General features: G+C 70.4%; 16 protein-coding genes. 13 read left to right on the plus strand and 3 right to left on the minus strand.

Translation table 11 applies throughout. From position 1 onward, the window contains the following. The first annotated feature begins 8 nt into the window (after positions 1-8). Positions 9-1286 carry an AI-2E family transporter gene (locus tag AB0J93_RS27680; RefSeq protein ID WP_363925246.1) on the plus strand — a complete coding sequence of 426 codons (1278 nt, stop codon included), beginning with the start codon at positions 9-11 and terminating at the stop codon, positions 1284-1286. A 71-nt stretch (positions 1287-1357) separates the two neighbouring features. On the opposite strand, the gene AB0J93_RS27685 is transcribed toward AB0J93_RS27680, so the two are convergent. Then, a complete protein-coding gene (locus AB0J93_RS27685; RefSeq protein WP_363925247.1) occupies positions 1358-2677 on the minus strand; it encodes a serine hydrolase domain-containing protein in 1320 nt (439 codons plus the stop codon). An 83-nt stretch (positions 2678-2760) separates the two neighbouring features. On the opposite strand from AB0J93_RS27685, the gene AB0J93_RS27690 reads away from it, so the two are divergent. The 9 genes from AB0J93_RS27690 to AB0J93_RS27730 all read left to right on the plus strand — a co-directional run bounded on the left by AB0J93_RS27690 (position 2761) and on the right by AB0J93_RS27730 (position 15062). Then, entirely contained in the window at positions 2761-3231 is a 471-nt protein-coding gene (locus AB0J93_RS27690; protein ID WP_363925248.1) for an NfeD family protein, read from the plus strand. 4 nt (positions 3232-3235) lie between these two features. Further along, positions 3236-4345: an SPFH domain-containing protein gene (locus tag AB0J93_RS27695; protein WP_363925249.1), complete on the plus strand. Its 1110-nt coding sequence runs from the start codon at positions 3236-3238 to the stop codon at positions 4343-4345. A 411-nt stretch (positions 4346-4756) separates the two neighbouring features. Beyond that, positions 4757-5566 carry a hypothetical protein gene (locus AB0J93_RS27700; RefSeq protein ID WP_363925250.1) on the plus strand — a complete coding sequence of 270 codons (810 nt, stop codon included), beginning with the start codon at positions 4757-4759 and terminating at the stop codon, positions 5564-5566. Between the two features lie 281 nt (positions 5567-5847). Then, positions 5848-6861 carry a hypothetical protein gene (locus tag AB0J93_RS27705; RefSeq protein WP_363925251.1) on the plus strand — a complete coding sequence of 338 codons (1014 nt, stop codon included), beginning with the start codon at positions 5848-5850 and terminating at the stop codon, positions 6859-6861. Between the two features lie 340 nt (positions 6862-7201). Then, positions 7202-8080 (plus strand): L-histidine N(alpha)-methyltransferase, encoded by an 879-nt coding sequence (locus tag AB0J93_RS27710; RefSeq protein ID WP_363925252.1) that lies wholly within the window; start codon positions 7202-7204, stop codon positions 8078-8080. A gap of 13 nt (positions 8081-8093) precedes the next feature. After that, positions 8094-9593 (plus strand): class I SAM-dependent methyltransferase, encoded by a 1500-nt coding sequence (locus tag AB0J93_RS27715; protein ID WP_363925253.1) that lies wholly within the window; start codon positions 8094-8096, stop codon positions 9591-9593. A 65-nt stretch (positions 9594-9658) separates the two neighbouring features. Beyond that, positions 9659-12391 (plus strand): hypothetical protein, encoded by a 2733-nt coding sequence (locus AB0J93_RS27720; RefSeq protein ID WP_363925254.1) that lies wholly within the window; start codon positions 9659-9661, stop codon positions 12389-12391. Then, a complete protein-coding gene (locus AB0J93_RS27725; protein ID WP_363925255.1) occupies positions 12388-12777 on the plus strand; it encodes a hypothetical protein in 390 nt (129 codons plus the stop codon). The genes AB0J93_RS27720 and AB0J93_RS27725 overlap by 4 nt, the downstream gene beginning before the upstream one ends. Before the next feature lie 95 nt (positions 12778-12872). Continuing rightward, entirely contained in the window at positions 12873-15062 is a 2190-nt protein-coding gene (locus AB0J93_RS27730) for a transglycosylase domain-containing protein (protein WP_363925256.1), read from the plus strand. Positions 15063-15241: 179 nt separating this feature from the next. Here AB0J93_RS27730 and AB0J93_RS27735 read toward each other — a convergent pair whose 3' ends face one another. Then, positions 15242-17092 carry a thiamine pyrophosphate-requiring protein gene (locus AB0J93_RS27735; protein WP_363925257.1) on the minus strand — a complete coding sequence of 617 codons (1851 nt, stop codon included), beginning with the start codon at positions 17090-17092 and terminating at the stop codon, positions 15242-15244. 91 nt (positions 17093-17183) lie between these two features. Then, the gene (locus AB0J93_RS27740) at positions 17184-17786 is read right to left on the minus strand and encodes a DUF998 domain-containing protein (RefSeq protein WP_363925258.1); all 603 of its coding nucleotides are present in this window, start codon (positions 17784-17786) and stop codon (positions 17184-17186) included. Positions 17787-17958: 172 nt separating this feature from the next. Between AB0J93_RS27740 and AB0J93_RS27745 the strand changes: the two genes are divergently transcribed. The 3 genes from AB0J93_RS27745 to AB0J93_RS27755 all read left to right on the plus strand — a co-directional run bounded on the left by AB0J93_RS27745 (position 17959) and on the right by AB0J93_RS27755 (position 20008). Next, the gene (locus AB0J93_RS27745; RefSeq protein WP_363925259.1) at positions 17959-19050 is read left to right on the plus strand and encodes a crosslink repair DNA glycosylase YcaQ family protein; all 1092 of its coding nucleotides are present in this window, start codon (positions 17959-17961) and stop codon (positions 19048-19050) included. 267 nt (positions 19051-19317) lie between these two features. Next, positions 19318-19449: a hypothetical protein gene (locus tag AB0J93_RS27750; protein ID WP_275410415.1), complete on the plus strand. Its 132-nt coding sequence runs from the start codon at positions 19318-19320 to the stop codon at positions 19447-19449. Between the two features lie 82 nt (positions 19450-19531). Continuing rightward, positions 19532-20008 carry a hypothetical protein gene (locus AB0J93_RS27755; RefSeq protein ID WP_363925260.1) on the plus strand — a complete coding sequence of 159 codons (477 nt, stop codon included), beginning with the start codon at positions 19532-19534 and terminating at the stop codon, positions 20006-20008. Positions 20009-20011: the final 3 nt, after the last annotated feature.

Below are 20011 nucleotides of genomic sequence, written 5' to 3' on the forward strand. Positions count from 1 at the left end.
GTACGCACGTGAGCCGGTTAGGGCAGCTGCGACAGCGGTTGCGTCAGGCGTACGCGACGGGACGCGAGTCGGTGCGTGCGGCCCGTGAGCGGGAGAACGCGCGGCGCGCCGAGCGGGCGGCCGAGCGGGATCGGCTGATTCCGGAACTGGTTGTGCCGGCGGACGACGCGGCGGTGTCCACGACGAGCCGCGACGACGCGGACGTGCCGAGGGGTCTGCGCATCGCCGCCGCCTGGTCGTGGCGGCTCATCGTCATCGGGATCGTCGGCTGGGCGTTGCTGCGGGTCTTCGGCGCCATCCGCGTCGTCATCGTCCCGTTGCTTGTGGCGTTGCTGCTCGCCGCCCTGCTGGCGCCGGCCGTCGGCTGGCTGCTGCGCGCCCGGTTCCCGCGTACGCTGGCCACCGCCGTGGTGCTCATCGGCGGGTTGGCCGCGGTGGTCGGCACGCTGACCCTGGTGGTCAACGAGTTCATCGCGGGCCTGCCGGAGTTGAGCGCCAGCGCCGCGGCCGGCATCGGGCAGATCCAGGACTGGCTGCGCGACGGCCCGCTGAATCTCTCCGACGGGCAGCTCGACCGGTACATCGAGGCCGGGCAGAACTGGATCAATGAGAACTCGCAGGCGTTGACCAGCAATGCGATCGCGACCGCCGGCACCGTGGTCGAGGTGTTCACCGGCGCGCTGCTGGTGCTGTTCGCCACCTTCTTCTTCCTCCGGGACGGCGACCGGATCTGGCGGTTCCTGGTCGGGATGTTCCCGGTCGCCGCGCGCTGGCGGGTCAACGAAGCCGGGCGTGCCTCCTGGCGGACCCTGGTCGCCTACGTACGCGCCACGGTGCTGGTGGCGTTCATCGACGCGGTGGGCATCGGGATCGCCCTGGTGCTGTTCGACGTGCCGTTCGCCTTCCCGCTGACGGCGTTGGTGTTCCTCGGCGCGTTCATTCCGATCGTCGGCGCGACGCTGTCCGGCGCGGTCGCGGTCCTGGTGGCCCTGGTCGACGCCGGCTGGGTCACCGCACTGATCATTTTCGGTGCGGTGATCGTGGTGCAGCAGGTGGAGGGCAACGTCCTGCAACCGTGGATCATGGGTCGGGCGGTGGCGCTGCATCCGTTGCCCGTGGTGCTGGCGGTGACCGCCGGAGTGGTGCTGGAGGGCATCGTCGGCGCGCTCGTCGCCGTGCCGCTGATCGCGGTGCTCAACACCGCGGTGCGTCGGCTGTCCCGGCAGCGGCCGACGCCGCCGCCACCGGCGCCGGAGGCGGTGGTGGTCCGCTCCACCCCGGCGTGACGGTCTCGACGCCAGCGTGGCCACCCGCTCGCCCGCCTTCAGCCCCGGCCGGTCCGGGCGCGGCGGGACGCTCAGGGTTCGTCGTCCGGGGTACGGGTGAAGACGAAGGTGGCGATGTCCAGTGCGACCGGGCGGCCCGCCTCGTCGCGCCGCACCGTCAGCACCTCGCCGTGCTCGACGCCGCTGACGCCGCGCCACCGGTCAGGGCCCTCCCGGGCGTAGCGGCTGATCCGGTCGCCGCGCAGCTCGCCGACCAGTTCCCCGGTCGCCCGGTCCCAGCTGACGTCGAGCGCGGTTCCCATCCACCACCAGCGGCCGGTCAGCGGGGCCAGGTCGGCCGGCGGTGGGGCCTCGGCCGGCGTCCACGGCCGGACCGGTACCGGCTCGACATCGAGCACGTGGGTGAGGACCCGGTGACCGAGTGGCCCGATCGCGCCGGTGCGGAAGCCGTACGAGTTGGCGAAGCCGACGACGCCGGTGCGGCTGGGGCGGTGCACGGCCAGCGTGGCGACGTAACCGGGCATCGAGCCGCCGTGCCCGACGTGGACCCGGTCGCCGTCGCGGGTGAGCTGGATGCCGAGGCCGTATCCGCCGCGCCAGGCGTCCAGGTCGCTGAGGATCACCGGTGCGCACATCTCGTCGAGAGTGGCGGGGCTGAGCACGGCCGGATCCGGGTCGGCGAGGAAGGCCGCCCAGCGGGCGAGATCGGTGACGGTGGACCAGAGCTGACCGGCCGGTGCCATCGCCCGACTGTCGGTTCGTGGCTCCTCCCGCAGCGTGTGGTGCCAGGGATGCAGCACGTAGCCCCGGGCGAACGGTTCGGTGGCCGCGTAGGTGGTGCGGTGTAGTCCGAGCGGCTCCAGGATCCGCTCCTGCGCCAGTTGCGCCCAGGGCGTACCGGTGATCCGCTCCAGCACCCCGCCGAGCAGCCCGTACGCCAGGTTGGAGTAGTGCCAGACGCGGTGCGGCGGGTGCGCGACCTTCGCGGCGGTGAACCCGGACAGCAGGGCGCTCAGGTCGACGCCTTCGCGGCGTTCCCACCACGGACCGTCGGGTTCGCGTTGCAGACCGCCGGCATGCCCGAGCAACTGCCGTAGGGTGACCGCGTCGGCTGCGGCGGCCTCGGGCAGGTGCCGGCGCAGCGGGTCGTCCAGGGCCAGCCGGCCGGCGTCGCGTTCCTGCATGACCAGCACGGCGGTCATGGTCTTGGTGATCGAGCCGATGCGGTATTGGAGATCGACGTCGGGGTGCGGCTGTGTGCCGGCGGTGGCCAGATGGGCCAGCGTGCCGTCGCGGACCACGCCGATGATCAGCGAAGGTACGTGGCCGGCGGACTGCGCGTCGGCCACCAGAGCGTCGACGTGCCGGGCGGTTTCGGGACGCAGGGGCACGAAGTCTCCCTCGGTGTCGGGTGGAATCGCTCTAAGATCATGACAGTTCGATGACACGTGCACGGACATGTCACGATCGTTACGTGGATGCCGTGCTGTGGATCGTGCTGGGTGTGGTGCTGGCGGTCGCTGAGATCTTCACGGCGACCCTGTTCTTGATCATGTTCGCGGTCGGCGCGTTCGCCGCTGCGGGTGCCGCCGCGCTGGGTGCGCCGGTGGCCGTGCAGGCGGTGGTCTTCGCGGTGGTCTCCGCGCTGACCGTGTTCGCCGCGCGACCGGTCATCCAACGACACAAACAGACCAGCTCCGACAGCGGCGACGCGACCTTCGGGGTCGAGGCCATCGAGGGCTCCACCGCCCTGGTACTTGAGCACGTGGACGCTGACCGGGGCATGGTGAAGATCGACGGCGAGGTGTGGAGCGCTCGCGCCTACGACGCCACCCAGGTTTTCGCACCCGGCGAGCGGGTGCAGGTTATCCAGGTCAAGGGAGCGGTAGCCCTGGTCTGGCGGGACGTCACCACTCCCGGTGAGCTACCCGAAGCGGAAAGGTGAACGGATGGAGTTCGTAGTTCCCGCCCTATTGATAGCAGTGGCGCTGATCGCGGTGGTCACCCTGGCCAAGTCGGTGCGGATCGTGCCGCAGCAGCGTCAGGACGTCGTCGAGCGGCTCGGCCGGTACAAGCGCACGCTGAACCCTGGCCTCAACATCCTCGTGCCGTTCGTCGACGCGGTGCGTACCAAGGTCGACATGCGCGAGCAGGTGGTCAGCTTCCCGCCGCAGCCGGTGATCACCTCGGACAACCTGGTCGTGTCGATCGACACCGTCCTCTACTTCAAGGTGGTGGACTCCGTCCGGGCCACCTACGAGATCTCCAACTTCCTCCAGGCGATCGAGCAGCTGACCGTCACCACGCTGCGTAACGTGATCGGCTCGCTGGACCTGGAGCGGGCGCTGACCAGCCGGGAGGAGATCAACCGGCACCTCTCCGGTGTGCTGGACGAGACCACCGGCCGTTGGGGCATCAAGGTGACCCGGGTGGAGATCAAGGCGATCGAGCCGCCGCCGAGCATCCGCGACTCCATGGAGAAGCAGATGCGCGCCGAGCGGGACCGCCGGGCCGCCATCCTGAACGCCGAGGGTCACAAGCAGTCGCAGATCCTCTCGGCCGAGGGTGAGAAGCAGGCGGCGGTGCTGCGCGCCGACGGTGACCGGCAGGCCCGGATCCTGCAGGCCGAAGGTCAGGCGAAGGCGATCCGTACCGTGTTCGACGCCATCCACCAGGCCAACCCGAGCCAGAAGGTGCTCGCCTACCAGTACCTCCAGGCCCTGCCGCAGATCGCCAACGGCACGGCCAACAAGGTGTGGATCGTGCCGACCGAGCTGACCAAGGCCCTGGAGGGCATGGGCGGCGCACTCGGCGGCCTGGGCCAGATGGTTGGTGACGCGCCGAGCAAGGAGGCCTCCGACGACGCCAGCGCCGTCGAGCGGGAGGCGGCGGAGGCCGCCCAGGCCGCCGCCGCGGCGGCCCAGGAGATCCACAACGAGGTACGCGTGGCCGAGGCGCAGGCCACCGGCGGCAACAGCCCGCAGGGGCTGCCCGCGCCGGAGCCGGTCTCTCCGGCCGCTCTGCTCAACGACACCTCGGATCAGCGCGAGCGCGGCTGACCCGATCCGGTGCCCGGCCCGAACCGCTCCGGCGGTTCGGGCCGGTTTGCGTCCTGACTCCGGGTTCGCGGTCTCCGCCGCCGCCAGCCAGCCCGGGATGCGGCAAGGTGCGGTCTGCGCGTGGCTGGTGGGCGCGGGATGCCGCAGCTCGCGGTCTTCGCGTGGCTGATCGGCCCGGGATGCCGCAACTCGGGCACCCTGCCGGCGGGGCCCCGGCGGGATGTCTGACCGGTGGTCTCGCGCGGTGTCGGGACCGGGTTCCGCCGGCCGGGCTCGAACCTGACGACAAATGCGAGAAAGGCTCATGAGGCGACCCGGTGCCTGCCACCATCGGTCCTAGTGCGGGTGGTGACCAGGCATCGGGGCGCCTCGGCGTGTCCCGGCACCGTCCGCAGGTGAGCGAGGTGACGCATGGAGCCGGTGCGGCGGCTGTGGTCCACGCCGGAGGTGCCCGGAGCCCACGACCCGAAGGGGCCGGTCGGCACCCGGCGTACCGGCGGCGGGTTCGGCGTCCTTCCCTTCATCGACGAGCCGGCACCACCCGGACCCGCCACCAACGCCAGCTGGGCCTGGTCGCTGCGGCGGCTGGCCCGGGCCGCGGTCTGGCTGCTGCCGGCGTACGCGATCCTCTACGGCGCGGTGGCGATGGCCAGCGACGGCGGGGTGGGCAACGACCCGTACCCGGCCGACGGCCGGGCGCTGTACCTGATCGGTTGGGTGGCCGCGGTCTGGCTCGGCCTGCTGGCCCTGCTCGGGCTGACCGGGCTGCTCGCCGCCACCCGCAGCCGGCACGCCGCGGTGGCCGGCCTGCTGGTCAGCATCGCCGGGACGGTGCTCATGCTGCCCTTCGCGGGGTTGTCCGAGCAGACCCCGGTCTTCGGCGCCACCGCCCGGTCGCTGGTGCTGGTCGGCGCCACCTGCTACAGCGCCGGCTGGCTGCTCACCGGATGGGCGGTGGCCCGCTCGGGGATGTTCAGTATCGGAGACGGGGTGATGCTGATGATCGCGAGCCCGCTGCTCGGCCTCGGTGGTGCGTTGATCGGCTCGTTGCAGACCTTCGGGGCGATCTTCGTGTTGATCTCCGGCATCGGCATCTGCTACCGCTCGGGTCGGCTGCTGCCTCGGGAGATTCTCCGGGACGCCACCAGCGCCAGCGTCGCCACCGTCGGTCCGTCCGGCCCGCTCGGCCCGGGCGGCACCGGCCCGCTCGGCGCGGCCTGACCGCGTCGACCGGAGAGGAAATGACGGTGGCCGGGGACTGGATTCGACGGTAACCCGACGCGCAAAACTGTCGGATTCCGGACCCACGGCTATTCGTATCGGCGGGCGTCGCCCTTCTTCGGGCGGGAACGGAAACGTTTGATCGGGCTACCGGGCAGTTCGGTGGTCGCAGGGGCCGTTCGGCTGTTGTCGACGGACATTTCCCCGAGGTGTTCCCGTTCATCGCCATGGCACCATGGGTGCTCATTTCCCGCTGGTGAGATATTCATGGAGCCGATGCTGTGCCTGCGTTGTCTCGACTGACCGTGCTGTTGTGCGACTCCGTTCCCGCCGTCCGGCAGCTCTACCAGGAGTTGACCAACAGCCCCCTGGTGGAGCGGGTGGTGGTGGAGGAGAGCCTCGACGAGGCCGAACGCGCCGTCGCGAACGACAGCTTCGACGTGGTGATCGTCGATCCGCTGGCGACCGGGCTGACCCGTACCGGCGACCTGGCGCTCGGCTGGTCGGCGGCCGGTATCGCCGTCGTGCTGCACGTCGACCTGGCGACGGTGGAGGACCACGCGGCCACGTTCTACCGGGGGGCGCGGAGCGGGCTGAAGGAGATGTACGCCCTGGACAAGCGGACCCCGGCGCAGATGCTGGCGGCGGAGACCGAGGCGATGCTGGTCAAGTGCCGGGATTTTCGGCTACTGGCCACCGGCACCTCGCGCACCGGTCGGTTGCTCGACCGGGTCAGGGACATCGCGGCCGACACCGGCGACGACACTCTGGAACAACTGATCGAGGACGTCGACGAGACCCGCAGCCTGGAGGCAGCGCGCTCGGACCTGGTGCGGCCGACCAGCACACCCGCGAGCGTCTTTCTGTCGTACCGCTTCGCCGAGGAGGACGGCTACGTGCGAGGGCTGTCCGGCCTGCTGGAAGATCGGGGATTCACCGTTGTCACCGGCCGCCGGGCCGACGGGTACGTGGGAGCGGCGGTGCTCAACCGGATCCGCGAGTGCGAGTTCTTCGTGTCGCTGATGACGAGGGCCCGGCGGTTCGCCGGAGACGAGGAGAAGTACGCCACGAGCGCCTGGCTGATCGAGGAGAAGGGTGCCGCGCTCGCGTACCGCAAGTACATGGTGCTGCTGGTGGAGGAGGGTGTCGACGACATCGGTGGGCTCCAGGGGGACTGGCAGCGACACGTGTTCACGCCGACCACCTTCACGGCTGCGGCTCGTGACGCGGTCGCCCAGCTGCTCGAACGCTGTGGGCGCGGAGATGCGCCGGAAGGCGCGGGCCAACCGCGGTGATATCAACCATCCTCCGTTCGGCCGAAAACCGCTCAACCGATCGATGGATCTCATTGCAGCATTATCGTGTTAGATAGTTCCTTGGTCGGCGTACGGATTGCAGATTGCGAAATGAGGCGCCAGAAAGGGTGCGTGAGGTTGCGGCTCACGCTTATTGTCGGGTAATCGGCGGTTGGCTCTGACCTCGTCGGAGGACGTTGTGGCAGAGGCGAGATGCGCGCATGGTGTGACCGGTGACGCCGGGACGCTTCGTTCATCGTCGTTCGCGGGACGCCGGCTCTTTTCTCCGACCCGCTCCGCGCCGCCCTATTTCGAGCGCGAGCCGCATCGCGTGGCCGTGGTGCGGGCCATTCGGGTCGGCCAGGTGCCACTCAAGTTCGCCTACGCCGGCAGCGCCGCACACACCCACGACGCGTACGCCCGATCCGCCGACTACCTCAGCATGCTGACCTCGGCCCGGCACGAGGCGGACGCCCTGGTCGCCACCGGCGTGGTGGCTGCCGGGGCGCTCGCGCTGGCCGAGATCGGGCCGGGCAACGGCGGCCGCAGCCGGGCCTTCCTCGACCGGCTGGCCGACCGGGGACTGCCCTGCCAGCGATATCTGGCACTCGACTTCAGCGAGACCCTGCTCGGGCTCGCCTGCGCCCGGCTCGCCCGCTTCGCGGGCGACCGGATGAGCGTTGACTCACACGTGTGGGACATTGAGCACGGCACCTCCGGCAGCGTGGAGCGGTGGCGAGTCGGACCGGGCCCCGTGGTGGGCTGCCTGCTGGGGCACACCCTCGGCAACGTCGAGAGCCCCGTCGAGGTACTCGCGAACATCCACGACGCGTTGCGTACCGGTGACGTGTTGCTGCTCAGCGTCGCTCTCGGTGCGGCGGGCTGTCCGGCGCCGGACACGGCCCTCGCCCCGTACCGGTCTCCGGAGTTCCGCGACGCCGCACTGCAACCGCTGCTGGCCGCCGGCCTCGCCGAGGCCGATCTGGAGTTCGCGCTGAGCTGGCGTGACGACGTGGTGGTGGGCGAGGCGGTGCTACGTCGGTCGGTGTGTCTGGACGGCGTGCCGCTGCCCGCCGGGCACCGCATTCGCTGTTTCCAGTCCCGCAGGTTCCGTACCCGTGACGTCATCGTTGCCGTCGGGGAGGCAGGTTGGCAGGTCCGCGACGCTGTCCAGGCACCGGGTGGGACCCACCTGGTCGTGACAGCGTCGTGGCGGTGAGGGAGGGGCCGGGATGACCGAGCCTGGAAATGCCACGGCACAGGTGTCGCCCGCCGATCTGATCGAGCGGGCCCGTCGAGCGAACGTGTTCTTCCGGGCGTCCTACGAGGGCACCGACCCGCAGAGCGTACGGCTGCCCGGCGCCGCGGTCGACGAACTGATCCAGGGCCTGGCTTCCGGCGTGCACCGGGAGCTGTGCCAGATCGTGCCCTACTCCGCGGTCGGTCGGCCGGCCGACCTGTTCTCCCGGGCGGTGTTCGGGCAGCTGGCGCGGCGCGCCACGATCCGCCGGATGTACCTCGTGCCCGGCGAGGACGTGGGTAGCGCCGAGGTCGACCGCCAGGTGGACGAGGACCGCCAGCATCACCTGCACCCGGTGAAGGTCGCGGTGCGCATCGGTGGTGAGGCCACCCAGGTCCCGATGACCGGCATGTGGCTGATCGACCGCCAGGTGGTGGTGCGTCAGGAACTGGGCCGCGACGGTATGACGTCCTGGGTGGTCAGCCGGCACTCCGAGGACGTGGAACGGGCCAGCCTGCTCTGGGAGGCCCTGATGCGCCGGGTTCCGGCGAACCGGGAGGAGCAGCCCGCGCCCGGACCGGAACTCACCGGCTCCCTGCTCCAGTCGGCCAAGATGCTCTACGCGATGGCACCAATGTCGTGCGGCCCCTCGCACCAGGACAGCGCCAACTGTTCCTGGTACCACTCGGCCTGGCAGTATCTGCGGCTCTTCGACATGGTGAGCAGCCCGCAGTGGCACGCGGAGTTCTACAGCCGACGGCTGATCGAGGCCGTACGCGGTGGTGCCCGGCGGGTGCTGATCAGCGGCACGGCCGACTACACGACGCTCGCCTTCGTGCTGGACGCGATCCGGTCGGCGACCGGTGCGCTGCCGGGCCAGTTGGACGTACACGTGGTGGACAAGTGCCAGACTCCGCTGCTGGCCTGCCAGTGGTACGCCAGACAACTGGGTACCGAGATCCACGGACACAAGGCCGACATCACCTGCCCGGAGGCGGTGCGTCAGCTGACGGCGGACGGAAAGTACGATCTGGTGGTCGCCGACGCCTTTCTGACCCGCTTCGACCGGACCACGGCGGCTACCGTGATCGACAGTTGGTCGGCGTTGCTGCGCCCCGGGGGCACGGTGGTCACCACTGTGCGGCTGCACCCCGGCAACGAGTGGCCCAGCGCCGACGAGCTGGACAACCGGCACCAGGTGACCGACCTGGTCGATGACTTCGAGTTGCGGTTCCGTGAGCGTGCCGCCAGTTGGCGCGGGCTGCTCCAGGTGCAGTTGGAGGAGTTGTCCGTGGCGGTGCGTCGGTACGCCACCCGGATGGTGAGTCACGATCTGGGCGACGCCGACGACGTTCGTGCGGCGTTCGGCCATCGGGGCTTCACCCTCGCCGAGACCGACGTCGGCGAGGTCGACGGCGAGTTGGTACGCACCAAGTACCTCCGGCTCTGCGCCGCGCTGTCCCATGACGACAGTGCCCGACTCGGCGGTTAGCATCGAAAGTGTCCCGGTGACCGCCGGTTGACCGAGGGTGAGCCGCCGGAGGAGGGGGTACGCCGGTGACGACGGTCGAACCACCCGCCGGCTGGAAAGCGGTGAGCGCCCTCGGCTCGGACGCCACCATCCTCGAACTTCTCGATGCCGCGCGGCTGGATCTGCTCGCGCAGACGGCGCTGCCGAACGGCAGGCGCGCGGCGCTGCACGTCTCCACTGAGGTGACCAGGCAGTTCGTCAACGGTGTGCATGGCCTGATGGTGCGGGTCGAGACTCCGGGTGAGCCGTTGCAGGTGTGGCTTCCCGAAGCGGCGGTCCGGGTCGCCGCCGTGTCGGTCGGCGTCTCCCCGCTGGTGCTGCTGAGCTACGCCCTGGTCGAGTGGGGAGAGACGCTCGGCGACTGGTGGCAGCCCAAGCGGGTCGGGCACGCACAGCTTCCGAACCAGACCACAATGGACTATTATGCCCGTCTGCATCGGATCACCCCCAGCTCGATCAAGGTCGACGAGATGCTGGAGGCGGGGCAGGACGTGGTCGTGGTCGGTGACCACGGTTGTGGCAAGTCGGCGCTGGTGGCCAATGTCGTCGAGCAGCGGTTGGCCCAGGGCGACGGGGTGGTGTGGCTGAATCTCAGCGACCCGGCGGACGGGCCGGCGTCGATCGTGCTGGCGATGCTGGAGCAGGAGCGCAGCAGGACCGGCACGTACCTCGTGGTGATGGAAAATCTGCACGCGAACCTGCCGGTGCGCAACGAGCTGTTCGACTGCGTGGAGCGGCTGCGCAGCGATTTCGGTCTGCGCCTGCAGGTGCTGGCCACGAGCTGGAAATCCGCCGCCGAGATCCTGCGTCGGGGCGAGCCGGCCCGAGCCCTCACACCGGTGCTGGCGGAGGGACGGCAACTGGTCAACCAACTCCTGGTGGACAGCGGCATCGATGAACAGCGCTGGCCGAGGATCCGTTCCCTGGCCCGCGAGGACGCCCACATCGCGCTCACCGCGATCGAGTTGTCCGACGCTCTGGGCCGGGTACCGACGGAATCGGACCTGGAGGAGTACTACACCCGCGAGGTGACCGGGACGGGACGGCAGGAGGCGCTGTACCGGTTGGCCTGCCTGGGCATGCTGGAGTTGCAGATGGCGGTCCGCGAGGCGGGGCACCTGCGGGAGCCGTTGCAGCAGCTGCGGGACGCCGGGCTGGTGTTCCAGATCGACGGCGCGTACCAGATCGGTTCGCGGCGACGAGCACAACTGGTCATGAACCGGGCCCGCAACCAGTGGGACGCCGACCGGCGGTGGAGTCGTCCGGAGCGGATCGTCTGGCTGCACCTGCAACGCGGCGGCGACCGGCTGATGAAGGCCACGTTGAGTCGGCTGGACAGTCTCATCTCGCCCGACGAGGTCCGCCGGGACAGCCTCTACCTGGTGACCACCTGGGACACGCTGACCCGGCTCGGCCGTTCGTTGAGCCAGCGCAGCGCCGAGGACTCGACCTGGAGCGACAACCTGGGGGCTGGGGTCTTCGCCGCCAGCGCCCTGCATCAGCTCAGTCACGACGAGGCGTGGCAGGCGATCGCCGACTGGGTGCGGGAGCGGTGGAGCTACCACGACCCGGGCTGTGCGCTTCCCGAACCGGTGGGGGCGGTGACTGCCGACTTCGCCGACTTCGAGGAGATCCAGCGGTCGATGGCCCAGGAGGACGCGCTGCTGGGCGGGGCGCCGCACCTGGCCGGCATGACCGCTGACGAGCTGGACCCCGACCGGATGTACCGCAACTGGGTGCTCGGTCTGCTGCTCGGCTTCGAGGGCTCCGCGCCGGCCCGCTTTCGCAAGCAGGACCGGATCGACCAACTCGTGGAGGTGGCGGCCCGGGCGCAGGAGGCCGACGGCAACTTCTACCCGGCCCGGGTGCCCTGGGTGACTGCCCGCGTGGTCCTCGGTCTGTGCCAGGCCAACCTGCGCGTCGACCATCCGGTGGTGCGCGACGCCTGCAACTGGCTGCTGCGCCGGGTGGCCGAGGGCGGGCCGTTCGACAACTGGTGGCGCAGCGGCACGGGCACCTGGAACCGCGACGAGGCCACCACCGCGATGTGCCTCAGCGCCCTGGTCCGCGCGGGCACGCCGATGCACCAGGCGATGGAGACCGCACACACCTGGCTGATGGGTCGGGAGCAGGAGTGGACCGTGGCCGGTCGCGAGATCGACCTGTCGCAGGTGCTGGAGGCGAACCTGCTCTGCACGGAAGCCGCCGCCGGCACCCGCGACCACCTCCAGACCCTGTTCCAGCGGGTGCTGCGGGCGATGCGGACCCCGACCCTGCTGCCGACCGCCCCGGAGGAGCGGCTGCGGATCCCGTTCGTGGCCGCGCAACTGGCCGACATCGTCTGGCGGATCGTGCAGATGGAGAGCCTCAAGCTCATCGGCGAGGTGCTCAACCACGGGCGGCCCGACCCGGCTGAGCCCCGGACGCAACCCGTCCTGCCCGAGACTGTCCTGACGCCGACCGGTGTACCGCTGACCACCCAGCAACTGCGTGCCTGGCGGCGTGGCGTCGAACAGATCGAAGGCACCATCCGCGAGCAGATCGCCAAGCGGGACGGGACGGTGCAGACGCCGGCGGTACAGGAGAAGCTCCGTGAACTGCTGGGTTACCGGGCAGAGCTAACCGCCCTCGCCACCGAGCTCGACAACAACGTCAGCGTGGACCTCCTGGAACGCATCGAGGCACTGGGCAAGCGGATCTGCGGCACGGCCTGGCCCGACCTGCCCTGGCCCGAAGCGCCGTCGGAGGCGGGCCGGTGAGCGTCGCGATCCCGGCCCCGTCGACCCTGAACTTCCTCGCCGGGCTCTTCGCCGGAGCGGGGATCAACATGCTGACGTCGGTGTCGACGGGGCCACCGGACCCGCAGGTGTCCACCGCGAAGGTGGCGCTGGACGCGGCGCTCTGGGTGGTTGCCGCGGCCTTCACCACCTGGGCGGCGCACCTGTTCCAGGCGGCGGAGCGGGAGGCGGACCTCTACATCGACCGTGACTTCAGTGAGGCAGAGAAACAGGAGATTCGGCAGGAGTATCTGAGCCGCGCGTTGCGTCGTGCCCGGTTGCCGCTGGTCTCGACCGTGCTGTCCCTGGTGGGCGCGGTGCTCCTGCTGCCGGGTTTGATCAGCTGGCATCGGGTCTTCGGGGGCTGAGCAGCACAGCGGTGGCTGGCAAATAGCGGTGAATTGCCTGACAACTGGCCGATTGTGGTGGCCGGAAGGTGGCTTTCGCGGCAATCCTGGGGACCATGGCCACCCCTACGCCGCTGTCGCGGCTGTTCACCGTCGTGCTGGCCGGCGTGCTCGCCGGCCTGGTCCTGGCGGTCGCCGCGCTGCCGGGCAACCTGCTGCTCGGGTTCGCCGCGAAGGCGGCACTCGGCAACTACGCCGCGTTGCCCGACGCGTTGCGGACCCCGGCCACCCCGCAGCGGTCCTACCTCTACGCCAACGACGGCAAGACGTTGATCACCACGTTCTACGACGTCAACCGGACCGACGTGGCGCTGACGGAGATCGCGCCGGTGATGCGCCAGGCGATCGTGGCCGCCGAGGACCGGCGGTTCTACGACCACGGCGGGGTCGACCTGCGCGGCATGCTCCGGGCGGTGGTCAGCAACGTCACCGAGGGCACCGGGCAGGGCGGCTCGACGCTGACCATGCAGTACGTCCGCAACGTGCTCAAGACCGACCCGAGCCGCACCGCGGAAGAGCGGGCCGCGGCCACCGAACCGACCATCGGGCGCAAGCTCCAGGAGATCCGGTACGCCAACGCGTTGGAGCAGCGCCTCGGCAAGGACGAGATCCTCAACCGCTACCTCAACATCGCGTACTTCGGCTCCGGGGCGTACGGGGTGGCCGCCGCGAGCCAGCGCTACTTCTCCAAGGCACCGGCCGACCTGACCCTCGCCGAGGCGGCCCTGCTCGCCGGCCTGGTGCAGTCGCCGGAGGCGTACAGCCCGATCGACGGCGACGTCGACGCGGCGTTGGAGCGTCGGGGGTACGTGCTGGACTCCATGGTCGAGACCGGGGCGATCACCGCCGATCAGGCCGCCGAGGCCCGGGCCGAGAAGTTGACGCTGGACCCGAGCGAGCAGGCCAACGGCTGCGCCGCCACCACCAGCGGGCGTGACGGCTGGGGCTTCTTCTGCGACTACCTGCGCCGCTGGTGGGTCGCCCAGCCGGAGTTCGGCGACACCGTGGAGGAGCGGGAGCAGGCACTACGACGCGGCGGCTACCGCGTGGTCACCACGCTGGACCCGCAGACCCAGGCCACCGCGCAGCGCCAGGCCACCGGCATCTACGGCTACGACAACCCGCGGGCCGTGCCGATCGCCGCCGTCGAGCCGGGCACCGGTCGCGTCCTGGCGATGGCGGTCAACCGGCACTACAGCCTCGACAGCAACCCTGACGGGCAGGTCAACTACCCGAACACCGTCAACCCGTTGATCTCCGGTGGTGCTGGTGTCGCCGGCTACCAGGCCGGCTCCACGTTCAAGTTGTTCACCATGCTCGCCGCGCTGGAGTCCGGCCGGACCCTGTCCACCGGCTTCGACGCGCCCAGCCGGCTGCCCACCCGGTACGCCGCCGAGGGGGAGGGCAGCTGCGACGGCCGCTGGTGCCCGGCCAACGCCAACCCGGAGTGGATGGACGGCTACCGGATGATGTGGGACGGCTTCGGCCGTTCGGTCAACACCTACTTCGTCTGGCTGGCCGAGCAGGTCGGACCGGAGAAGGTGGTCGAGATGGCCCAGCGGCTGGGCATCACCTTCCGCGCCGAGTCCGACGCCGACTTCGCCGAGAACGACGCGGCCGACTGGGGCGCGTTCACCCTAGGAGTGGCCGCCACCACCCCACTCGACCTGGCCAACGCGTACGCCACGGTGGCGGCCGAGGGGACGTACTGCTCGCCGCTGCCGGTGGTGTCGGTGACCGCGCCGGACGGTCAGCGGCTGCCCGTCGGCGAGCCGAACTGTCGCGAGGTGCTCGACCCCGACGTGGCCCGCGCCGCCACCGATGCGGCGCGCTGCCCGGTGGGTCAGCAGTCCGCCTTCGGGCAGTGCAACGGCGGCACGGCAACCGCCGTGAACCGGATCCTCGACGGCCGCCCGGTGGCCGGCAAGACCGGCAGCTCCGACCAGGCCGCCACGGAGAGCTTCGTCGGCTACACCCCGCAGGTCGCGATCGCCGGTATCGCCGCCAACCCGGACGATCCGACCGACTCCGTCGGCGCCGCCGTGCAGGCCCGGGTGATCGACGCGGTAGCCCGGATCATCGGCACGGCGGTCGAGGGCCAGCCGGCACAGGCGTTCACCCCGCCCAGCCGCGAACTCGTCGGCACCCCGCGCCGCCCGGTCGAACGCGACCCGCTCCCCGACCCCCGCCGCACCCCCGACAACCCCCTCTCCGACTTCCGCCGCTGGCTCCAAAACCGCGGCTAACCCACCCACCCCGATGACCCCACCCCGATGACCCCACCCCGATGACCCCACCCCGATGACCCCACCCCGATGACCCCACCCCGATGACCCCCCGTTGATCATGAGGTTGGCGGCAAGTTCGATCTCTGTGAGTGCCGCTAACCTCATGATCAACGGAGCGAAGTGGGCGGGGTGGGGGGTCAGGGGCGGCGGGGGCGGTAGGTGGTGACGACGCTGGGGATGCCGCGGCGGATGATGCCGGCCCAGTCGGTGTCGCCGCGCAGCATCGCGGCGGCGGTCTTGCGGGCCTGTTCGGCGGTGAAGTGTGGGGGCATCATCAGCTCGGCGGGGTCGACCAGCGCGTTGATCACCGTGGGGCGATCGGCGCGCAGGGCCCGGTCCCAGACGTCGGCCACCTGGTCCGGGTGGTCGACCAACTCGCCGCGCAGCCCCAGCACCTCACCCCAGCGGTGGTACGCGATGTCGGGCAGTTGCTGACTGTCCGGGAACATCGGGGTGCCCTCGGTGGAGCGCTGCTCCCAGCTGACGAAGGCCAGATCCCGGTTGTTGAGCACCAGCACCACGAACCGGGGATCGGCCCAACCCTGCCAGTACTTCGCCACCGTGATCAGCTCGTTGACCCCGTTCATCTGCATTGCGCCGTCGCCGATCAGGGCCACCAGCGGGCGGTCCGGGTGGGCGAACTTGGCCGCCAGGGCGTACGGCATGGCACCGCCCATGGACAGCAGGGTGCCCGACAGGCTGGCCAGCATTCCCGGACGCACCTTGATGTGCCGGGCGTACCAGGCGGTGGTCGTGCCGCAGTCGACGGCGATCATCACGTCGTCGGGCAGGCGTTCGCTGAGCCTGGCGAAGAGCAACTGCGGGTTGACCGGTTGGGCGTCCTGCTCGGCCAGTTCCCGCTGTGACTGCCGCCATGCGGCGGTGGCCCCGGCGATGGTCTCCCGCCAGCGGGTTGGCCCCGGTCCCGGGCCGAGTGCGGCCAGCAGCGCCCGCAGAGTCGGTGCGGCATCACCGGTGAGGTTCACCTCCGTCGGGTAGCGAAGACCGAGCTGGGTGCCGTCATGGTCGATCTGCACCGCCCGCGCCTGCCCGGGTGGCGGGTAGAACTCCGAGTACGGCATGTTGCTGCCGACGATGAGCAGCCGGTCGCACTGGTTCATCAACTGCCAACTGGGTCGGGTGCCGAGCAGGCCGATGGCGCCGGTCACCCACGGCTCCCGGTGGTCCACGGTGGTGAACCCGAGCAGCGCCGTCGCCACGCCCGCGCCGAGGCGGTGGGCGATCTCGCGTACCTCGATCTCGGCGCCGAGCGCACCCTGACCGACCAGCATGGCCACCCGCTCGCCGCTGCCCAGCACCTCGGCGGCGTGCCGGATGTCCGCTTCCGGCGGCACGGTCGGGCCGCTGCTCGGCACGCTGCTGGTGTGGTAAAAGCCGTGCGCGTGCGGCGGGTCGGGCACCGCCGGCAGGTCCTGCACGTCGAGCGGCAGCACCAGGGCGGTGACGGTACGCCGGGCCAGCGCCGTCCGGCACGCCCGGTCCACCAGGTGGCGTACCTGGGACGGGTGGTCGAGTTGGGCCAGGAACGCCGCCGCCACGTCCTTGTAGAGGGCGAGCAGGTCCACCTCCTGGTAGTAGCCGCCGCCCTCGGCGGTGAGCGCGGTGTGCCCGACCAGGGCGACCACCGGCTGGTGATCCAGTTTCGCGTCGTAGAGACCGTTGAGCGCGTGGATGGCGCCGGGACCGCTGGTCACCAGCACCGCACCGAGCGGCCCACCGCCGTACTTGACGTGTGCCGAGGCGGCGAACCCGGCGGTCTCCTCGTGCCGCACCTGGACGAACTGCGTCTGCTCGGTGGTGCGTTGCAGGGCCGAGGTCATCCCGTTGATGCCGTCGCCGGGGAAGCCGAAGTAGCGGCGTACGCCCCAGCAGGCGAGCCGCTGCACGATGTGGTCCGCGACGGTGGCGTCGCGGGGCAGCGGCCACGGGTCGGCCGGCACGAGCGTGCCGACGTGGTCTGCGCTCATCGGTGCGCCTTTCCGGGTCGGGCTGCGAACGGAGTGGCCCGGCATCCCCGGCCCGACCAGAACGAAACCACCCAATCGGGACATGTTCCGGTCAGCCTGGCCGCAGGGCCAGCCAGACGAAGAGTGCGACGAGCCAGCCCCACCCGGTGACGATGACGGCGCGCTGGATGAGGCCGAGGCGCGGCGAGGTCTGCTCCCACGCCCTGCCGAACCAGCCGAGCCCGATGAACAGGGCGAGGGCGAGACCACCTGAGACGACTCTCCAGGCCATCCCGGGCAGGGTGAACGCACCGGCTGCCGCGGCGACCGGCAGGGACAGGAAGACGACGGCCCCGGCGAGATCGTGGCGCCGATGCGCGGTGCTGTGTTGCTCCGGTATCCCGGTCGGAGCGCCCGGCGGGTAGCCGAGCATCGGATCCATCCGGAACACCCCGGACGCGACGAGGCCGAGCCCGAACACCGTGAGGACCACACCGATCAGGACGCTCGGACCCGCGACGACAAGTCCGAGCGAGGCCACGGTGATCGCGGTGCCGGAGACGATGAAGTTGGCCGTCTGGACCCAGCCTCGTCGGCCCAGCGCCAGGGCACTGACCGGATGACGCACCGGTGAGTAGTCCGGCCGGCTCCCGCCGTCGACGAGGAACACCAGCACGAACAGCGCGGCACCGGCGGCACCCATCCACAAGGTCACGCGAGCCTTCTTCCTGAAGCGGGCCGGAATCCCCGTCGGCTCAGTACACCCGTCGAGCCGGCGGCGGGCCCAGTGCCGATGGTCATGCGGCCCGTCGTGCCCGGCTGGGGTGGCCACCGCGCGGGGCGGTCGCGTCCCACCCGGCGACGCTCCGCTGGGTAGGGTCGGCGGCATGGTCGTTCATCGACTGACGCGGGACGAAGCCCGGCGGATCGCGATCCGGGCCCAGTTGCTCGCCGCGCCGCGCCCGAGTGACCTGGTGGAGGTCGTCGAGCGCCTCACGATTCTGCAACTCGACCCGACGGCGGCCATCGCGCCCAGCGCCGATCTCGTGCTGTGGAGCCGGCTCGGTCCGGCCTACGATCCCGCGCACCTGACCAGGGCGATCGAGGTCGAGCGCAGCCTGGTCGAAACCGTCGCCTACATCCGGACACCGGGTGACCTGCCCGCCGTGATCGCCGAGGCCCGCGCCGCGACCCATCCGTCCGCCCGAGCCTGGTTGGAGCAGAACGCGTCGTTCCGCCGGGACATTCTGGCGGCGCTGGCGGCGAACGGACCACTGTTGTCCCGGGATATTCCGGACACCAGCGTGGTGCCCTGGCCGTCGAGCGGCTGGACCAACAACCGCAACGTCACCAAGATGCTCGAACTGCTGGCGCGACATGGCCAGGTGGCGATCGCCGGCCGTAAGGGACGGCAGCGCTACTGGGATCTGCCCGAGCGGGTGTACCCGGTCGAGCTGCCCGACCTCGATCCGGACGAGGCGGCCCGGCGGCGCGACGAGCGCCGGCTCGCCGCGTTGGGCATCGCCCGGTCCGGTGGCACGCTGACCCCGGGTGAGTCGCCGTTCGTCGGTGCCGCGGGGGAGGAGGCCGTGGTCGAGGGCGTACCCGGGACCTGGCGGGTCGACCCGGCGTACCTCGGGCTGCCGTTCGAGGGGCGCACCGCGCTGCTGTCGCCGTTCGACCGGCTGATCCACGACCGGTTACGCACCGAGCAGTTGTTCGGCTACGAGTATCTCCTGGAGATGTACAAGCCTCGGGACAAGCGTCGGTGGGGCTACTTCGCCCTGCCCGTACTCCATCATGACCGGCTTGTCGGCAAGCTGGACGCGACCGCCGACCGCAAGGCGGGCGTCCTCGTCGTCAACGCCCTGCACGAGGACGTCCCCTTCACCCGGGCGATGACCGCCGAGGTCGACGCCGAGATCGAGGCTCTCGCCACCTGGTTGGGTCTGACGACCACCCGATCCCAGGCGGTGTAGTCGCCGCCAGCATCACGCCGGCCGGCCCTGGCCCTGGCCCCGGCCCCGGTACCGCGGGACCGCTCCCGCACGCTGCGGTCCAACCGGGACCTGCCGGTCAACTGCCGGTCAATCTCCTGGATGACCCCAGGGCGTGCAAATAGCGTTCCTGGTAACCGCTGCGGGTGACATTTCTGTCAACGGGACCCTCTCGCAACGGGCCATCCAACACCTGTTCGTGCCGACCGGTCAGCGACCTCGGTGCGGGCAACAGGAAGGGAGAGCGCAATGTCGGAGATCACTGAGGTCGTGGAGACCGAAATCACCGAGCAGGCCACCCCCGAGGTCGAGGACTCGGCCGAGGCCGCCGAGGTCCGCCAGCCGTCGACCCGCGTGATGTGCTGCGACCAGGCTGTCTGACGCGAACCGGTGGTCCGGGTCGGCGCTGCCGGCCCGGACCACCGCCGCACGATCCGCTCGACCGATCGAGATTGGCTGCGACATGACCGAAATCGTCGTCAAACCCGCCGAGGAACTTCGCTGGGAGGTTCCCCACGACACCTCCGCCAACCGGATCGCCGACCTCGCCGAGGTGCGGCGGTACATCGACGCCATCGACTTCGGTCCGCTCAAGCACCGGCTCACTCAGGGACGCGACGTACTGGGCAGTGAATGGAGCCCGGCACGTGCGGACTACTACGAGCGGCTCTACAAGAACTGGCTGTACCTACGTCGTCGGTACGAGGGTGAACTGTTGCCGCCGCACATCGACATCGACGAGTTCTGGCACGGGCACATCCTCGACACGCACGCGTACTTTGCCCATTGTGACCGGATCTTCGGTTACTACTTCCACCACTTTCCCTACTTCGGCACCCGTGGGCCGGCCGACCGGACGAACCTCTCGAACGCCTGGCAGCAGACCCAGGACCGCTACCACGCCGAGTTCGGCGAGTACATCTACGACTTCGTGGAGTAGAAC

Source organism: Micromonospora sp. NPDC049374 (assembly GCF_040677165.1).
Lineage (GTDB): Bacteria > Actinomycetota > Actinomycetes > Mycobacteriales > Micromonosporaceae > Micromonospora.